This is a genomic window from Candidatus Protofrankia californiensis (genome assembly GCF_900634765.1).
GTDB classification, from domain to species: Bacteria; Actinomycetota; Actinomycetes; order Frankiales; family Frankiaceae; genus Protofrankia; species Protofrankia californiensis.
Window position 1 is genome coordinate 4,008 of record NZ_CAAAFT010000072.1, and the last position, 1,103, is coordinate 5,110.

The following is a 1,103-nucleotide window of genomic DNA, read 5'->3' on the forward strand; positions in this document are numbered from 1 at the left end:
CGACGGGATTGCCGGGCCGGCCACCTGGGCCGGCCTTGATGGTGCTCTCCGGTTGTATGGCCGGTGAGATGATCTTTACCTGTCACGTCACCTTGCCATAGCCGTCCGGACATGCACCGGGGATGCCAACAGCACGATCTTCTGTCGTGAGGCGATCCCGACGGGTACGAGATTGCCTGGCGGTGATCCACACGGGCAGGAGGGCCGACTGCCCTGTTGGGCCGCATCCCCGAGACGGCAGGATGGAGCGGTGGCACGACGACGCGGTCAGGAAACGATCCGAGACATGGCGCTGTCCCTCGGGGTGGTGATGGCCGGGGTGCTGCTGGTCGCGCTGTTCATGCCCAGGGGTGACGGTGACCCGGTGCACCCGGTGGACACGGCCGTCCCGCTGACCGCATTTGCGCGCTCAGCGCCTTTTGACGTCCTGGCGCCGACGGATCTGCCCGCCCACTGGAAGGCCACCTCGGTCCGGACCTCGGGACCGTCGGGTACCACCCGCACGAAGACGGTCGAGCTGACGATCGGGTACGTCGTCGACCGCCCGAACAACAGGACGTACGCACAGCTCAACGAGGGCAACGCCGTGGACGCGGTCAAACGCGTCCTGGAGGACCGGCCCGTGACGGGGACCGTCGAGGTGGCGGGACAGCCATGGCAGGAAAGACGCGACGACGCCGGCCACCTGGCGCTGACCCGCCAGGTCGGTGACGTCGTGCTGATCGTCTCCGACGGCGGTGGCAAGGGCGCAGCGTCCGCCTCCGACCTGGGGATTCTCGCGGCATCGCTGCGCCCGCACGTCGTACCGTAGACCGTGCGTAGCATACAGTAATCGGCTCAGTCTGCTCGGATAGTACGGCGTCAGCTCGGGCACCTCGGCGGTCGGGTGCCGGGACGGTCTCACGTCAGCGGGCCGGATCCTCCGCCGTGTCGGCACCGGCACTGTCGACAGGAGTGCTGTCGAGTCGGGCCCGGGCTCCGGCCAGGAACGCCTGGCACACCTTCGCGAGCGCTTCACCGCGTTCCCACAACGACAGTGACTCCTCCAGGGTGACGCCGCCGGCCTCCAGACGGCGGACAACCTCCTCCAGCTCCGACCGGGC

General features: G+C 68.5%; 2 protein-coding genes. One reads left to right on the forward strand and one right to left on the reverse strand.

Going from position 1 to position 1,103, the window contains the following annotated elements:
- Nucleotides 1-250 precede the first annotated feature (250 nt).
- Entirely contained in the window at nucleotides 251-811 is a 561-nt protein-coding gene (locus tag DD1DGNOD_RS04520; protein WP_131765347.1) for a DUF4245 domain-containing protein, read from the forward strand.
- 94 nt (nucleotides 812-905) lie between these two features.
- On the opposite strand, the gene DD1DGNOD_RS04525 is transcribed toward DD1DGNOD_RS04520, so the two are convergent.
- The coding region (locus DD1DGNOD_RS04525) for an exodeoxyribonuclease VII small subunit (RefSeq protein WP_131769524.1) at nucleotides 906-1,103 on the reverse strand (198 nt) is incomplete at its 5' end.